The 4,169-nt window shown below is 53.8% G+C and carries 4 protein-coding genes; all 4 read right to left on the bottom strand.

The window, feature by feature from the left end:
- Nucleotides 1–368: 368 nt before the first annotated feature.
- The gene (locus P4L78_RS17475; protein ID WP_309329426.1) at nt 369–2,174 is read right to left on the bottom strand and encodes a hypothetical protein; all 1,806 of its coding nucleotides are present in this window, start codon (nt 2,172–2,174) and stop codon (nt 369–371) included.
- Nucleotides 2,171–3,139: a pilus assembly protein gene (locus P4L78_RS17480; protein WP_309329428.1), complete on the bottom strand. Its 969-nt coding sequence runs from the start codon at nt 3,137–3,139 to the stop codon at nt 2,171–2,173. Before P4L78_RS17480 ends, P4L78_RS17475 begins: the two co-directional genes overlap by 4 nt.
- Nucleotides 3,133–3,843 carry a pilus assembly protein gene (locus P4L78_RS17485; RefSeq protein WP_309329430.1) on the bottom strand — a complete coding sequence of 237 codons (711 nt, stop codon included), beginning with the start codon at nt 3,841–3,843 and terminating at the stop codon, nt 3,133–3,135. The genes P4L78_RS17480 and P4L78_RS17485 overlap by 7 nt, the downstream gene beginning before the upstream one ends.
- Nucleotides 3,844–4,003: 160 nt before the next feature.
- Nucleotides 4,004–4,168 carry a hypothetical protein gene (locus tag P4L78_RS22965; RefSeq protein WP_405051577.1) on the bottom strand — a complete coding sequence of 55 codons (165 nt, stop codon included), beginning with the start codon at nt 4,166–4,168 and terminating at the stop codon, nt 4,004–4,006.
- Nucleotide 4,169: the final 1 nt, after the last annotated feature.

The following is a 4,169-nucleotide window of genomic DNA, read 5'->3' on the forward strand; positions in this document are numbered from 1 at the left end:
AATCTGTTGACATTAAGCACCATCCAGAGCCCGTGGGACTTGCCGGTGGCGGCGGGGGCGCTAATGCTGCTCACCGCCGGGCGGGCCAAGCCCATTCTGGTCGTGGCCTTCTGCGCCGCGGCTGGGGCAGTGGTTTAAGAGATTGTCTTAAGGCCCTCCCAGAGAGAGCCAGCTTTATGTTTTGGCAAACAATCTCATGTGTTTATCGTGCCACTGCCGCGTCAATCTAAACGCATATTGCTCCAAAAGTGGCTCGTGGAGTCGTCAAGGAGTGATTCTCGAGCACCGAAGCGCCGAAAATCGCGCTCAGGAGACTGCTCAGATGTCTCACTGTGCGTTCCGGTACCCCCTCAGACTAGCCTCTGAGATCAGTTCGTGATCCGCACCGCCGCGCTGAGCGCGGAGTTCAGCATCTGCCCCATCGCGGTTTGAATGGCGGTGGAAGAGCTCGCCTGAAAATAATCCTGCGGAGCCGAAGCGCAAGCCTCCAGCCCCTGCTCCGTGGGTGGTGGGCTTGCGAGTGAAGTGCCAGAAATATTCGCACCCTCATTCCAGTTTTGAATAGAACCCGATTTCAACGATGGGAAATCGGTTTGCGTATATTTGTTCGCCGCTGTCTGCCCATTATTATAATAGAATTGTACTTGAGTCGAAGGATACGTGATTTGTAACACATAAACCGTGAACCCAAGAGCCTTCAGTTGCGAGCAGACAGCCAAATTGCATGAAGTTGTGCTGCCGCTCGCCTCCGCCGCTATACCAGCCATCTCCCCCTCTACACGCCCGCACTGCGTGCTGGAGAAAGTCGTTTGATTAGTCTGTGGGGAACTATCCTGCAGACCATCGGTGACGATGAAGATATCGCGCTGAGGATATTGAGGTGTCGCGCCCAGGTCTGATGTGGATGTAGGCGGAATAGCCAAGAAAGTTTTGCCGCCATTCCAGGAGTAGCTGGCCGTTTGGGCCTTCAAGCTCTCCGTTTCATTCTTGGCCGTTTCTCCACAATAAAATTTACCGCTGATGAGTTCCAAAACCGACGTTGGGAAGTCCGTATGCCCCCAATTCTCACTATTGTCCGAAAGCGGTGGCATCGCCGTTTCAGATGGATGAAGCGTATAATCGTCTCCTTGAATTGTCGACAAAGCACTTCCAAGGCTTCCCGTCGCTTCCAGCAAGGCATCGCCAGAACTGCCTTGCACAATTGGACAAGCATTATCGTTGAATTGATAAACGCCGACGGTGAACTGGCCTAAAACCTGCTGGCTGCTCTGCATCGAGGTGATCATGCTCTCAAGCGCCGAGAACACAACATCGGTCTTTAATTTAACCCCCAACTGACGGGCAAGGCCGTACAGATCCTGATAATATCCGCTCGTGGTGTTTGATGTCTGGTGGCAAGCGAACGCACAGGGCGCCAAATTACTATAACTGACGCCGCTTTTACACTTTACTGTTGCCGTTGTTCCATTGGTCGACGAGGATGACAGCGTGTAGGATGATACATTATTCACGCCCGGCCAGTTGACAAAAGGCGTTGGCGTATCGACGTAGGAACCGATGCCAGTAGTCGCCAACGATTTGACATTGTAACCACTGCTTATGCAGACAGTGTTGTCATCCATCGTTTGCACATCGGTCGTATCTGCACTCACCAGCATCGAGCTGGATGTGTCCATAAGGACCAAAAGCTCCACATAGGAATATTGCGAACTCGCGGAAGAGCTGCCGGTTACGTACCAGTTTGCATTATTATTGAACAGCTTACCGAAAAACGGTGGATAAACCCCAGTATATGACACGATTGCGGTAAATCCAGCGGGATTTGTCGGGGAGAGATTCTGGTTGGCATTCACAGTTACATTCGGCGAGCCGCCAGAAACACTTGCCGTCGGCAACGTAGATAATTGCGAGTTAAACCATTGCGAGCCAGCGGTTTGCCCAGCACTTTTGGCCGAATCTATGCTCTGGGTCAGGGCATAGGTGGCGGTTGCCTCACGAATAGCGTAGGTGGCTGCTGCGTCCCCCGCCAGGGAAAATTGCGCCCGCGCCTGGGCGTAGAACGAATAATCGATTGCCAGGCCTGTCAGCATGACCAGAGGCAACGCCGCCGCAGCCGTTATCAATGCAAACGCACCCCGGCGGTCACGCAGAAAGGAAAGCAAGACTTTCATCATGGGGTTGACACCGGCGATGGATTGGTAAGCGTGGTATTCACACAATAGTCATTGATCGAACGCTTCACGCCGTCAGTGTAATTCGGCGAATTACTGTTACTCAGGCTTTGCGAGCTGATCGTGGTGAATTGCTGGTATAGTGGCACGGTGGTACCAACCGTGGTTTTCACGCTACGCACTGGCCAATAGCCATTCACCCAGAAATCGAACGAAAACGGAAAAAACCCAAAAACCGGTTTGTATTTCAGGTGCACGTCAACAACGATGATGGGCGACGGCGGCGCCGTGGTGCTACTCGATGACGTCTGCCCCAGTAACAAGGTCCGTAAACTCGTCAAATCGCTAGAAACGCCTTGCGAAGGCAAAGTCTGGTTGAGTGACCCCGGCCAGGCCGAAGCTGTTACGGGCGTGGAGGCTATGTTCGAACAGGACCGCAAAGGCGCCGTCACCGTGATGATGGATGTCGTGACCGCCGTGCTGCTGCCTGACGGCGTGTAGGTCACGCTCCCGTTCGTAGACGCAGATTGCTGAAAAGTACGGCCGCTATCGCCCCCAGTATAAACAATACTCCAGGCGACAACCGGCGTGTAACAGGCAGTTGAGGTGCAACTGGCCTTCGTGCTTGTCGGCTCGAACGTGATCGACGAAACCGTGACGGATTTGATGTCGTCCTGCTGCCCCGAACGTAGCGCGGGAATATCCCCCCATATCTCAGAAGCCGCTTCCTGCACCTGATCATATGTCAAAACCGTTGAACCGCTCGCTTGCACCGAAACATTGGTGACCGCGGCTGCGATAAAATGGGCAGCGCTATATGTCTGCTGATATATGATCAGCGCGTTGGATAGCTCATACACTCCAAACAGCATTACGACGAGAAAAGGCGCGACGAGCACAAACTCCAACGCCGCAACCGCGCGACGATCCGGAACAAACCGCTTGCAATACGCCAGCAGCTTCAGCACGGCGAAGGCCGGTTGGCTACTGTGACAAAAGGCTCTGTCGTCAATGCCGCTGTCGCGTAAATAGGCCTGACATAGCTGCCATTATACTTGACCGGGCTGAGTAACCCCCCCAAAAAGCTCGGAGCCGTATAAACGGCGGTCAGCAAAACCATCTCGCTCGACCCCGGATTACAATACCCAGGATAGGTGCTTGTAGTGGACGAGCATGGGGAAAGGTTATTCACCGAACCGCTACCCTGCCCACCCGTGCTCCAGAAATCACCCAATCCCAGTACACCGCCCACAACAGGCCCGCCGCCCGCGACAGCATCGTAATAATCCAGATTTTGGCAAGTTCCGGTGGTGAAATTCATCTGCTCGATGCGCAGGTAAAGACTATTGCAATTCAGCAACCCATGCGTGGCTGTCGGGCAAAAATAGCCCGACATGAAGGCCGACGGAGTCGCCGTATTCTGGGTTGCTCCAACCTGAATATCCCTGGCCGCGGTCTGCAACGCGTCATCCAGCACTTCCTGGAGAAACTCGTCGTAAGAAACCTCAAAAACCATAAGAAGCAGCGCAAAAAACACGGGCGCCGTCATAGCGAATTCCAGCGCAAACGAGCTACGCGTGCTTTTCAATAGATTCTTAAGGCTCGCCCCTGACCGCCTCAAGCCAGCCCCCGCCCGTTCATGCGCATCGCGCCAAAACCGTTCCGCAGCCACCGCCAAAACAAAATTCCTAACCGCGATGTTAAAATTCAGCTAGAGCACAGAATTACAAACAATATTTAACATCCCGGCAGATGGGTAGCAAGCCTATTTTCCGTAGACTTCTCCCCCCTCTCTTGAAAGGGGGGTAAAAATACCATACTTCACTTTTAATTTACGCTGCAAACTGGATAACTTCGCGCACCAGCGGATAGATCTCATTCTGCCAACGCCGCCCGGCGAACACGCCGTAATGGCCAACGCCGGTCTGCACATGGTGGCGCTTGAGCAGCGGGCGCAAGCCTGAACACAAATCCAGCGCCGCCGAGGTCTGGCCCAGG

Source organism: Silvimonas sp., assembly GCF_031291215.1.
In the GTDB taxonomy this organism is placed as follows: Bacteria; Pseudomonadota; Gammaproteobacteria; order Burkholderiales; family Chitinibacteraceae; genus Silvimonas; species Silvimonas soli.

What these genes read in the sequence shown, in the direction of transcription:
- P4L78_RS17475 (WP_309329426.1), bottom strand. Translation starts at nt 2,174, where the DNA reads ATGATGAAAGTCTTGCTTTCCTTTCTGCGTGACCGCCGGGGTGCGTTT.